General features: G+C 55.9%; 1 protein-coding gene. It reads left to right on the top strand.

Annotation, left to right across the window (positions count from 1 at the left end):
• The coding region (locus QMG93_RS35105; RefSeq protein WP_281944536.1) for a condensation domain-containing protein at positions 1-320 on the top strand (320 nt) is incomplete at both ends.

Here is a 320-nt window from a genome sequence, read left to right as displayed (position 1 = left end):
AATAACGCAGCGCTGACCTATGCGCTGGACATGAACGGCATCATCACGGAAGGAGCCCTGTCGCTGACGATCCGGTATAGCGGGAAACAGTACCGCAGGGAGACGGTGGAGCGATTGGCCGGGCTGCTTCAGACGAGTCTGCGAGAAGTGATTGCGCACTGCGTAGCCCAAGAGGAGCCGGAGCCGACACCAAGCGATCTCTTATGGAAAGGACTGACCATCGAGGAGTTGGAGCAGCTAAGCGCCCAAACCCGGCATATTGGACAGATTGAGAATGTATATGCGTTAACGCCGATGCAGAAAGGAATGCTGTTCCACAG

The sequence above is a fragment of the Paenibacillus tyrphae genome, from assembly GCF_027925525.1.
Taxonomy (GTDB): Bacteria; Bacillota; Bacilli; order Paenibacillales; family NBRC-103111; genus Paenibacillus_G; species Paenibacillus_G tyrfis_B.
Note: the sequence above shows the minus strand (reverse complement) of the source record. Positions and strands in the feature narration are given on the sequence as shown.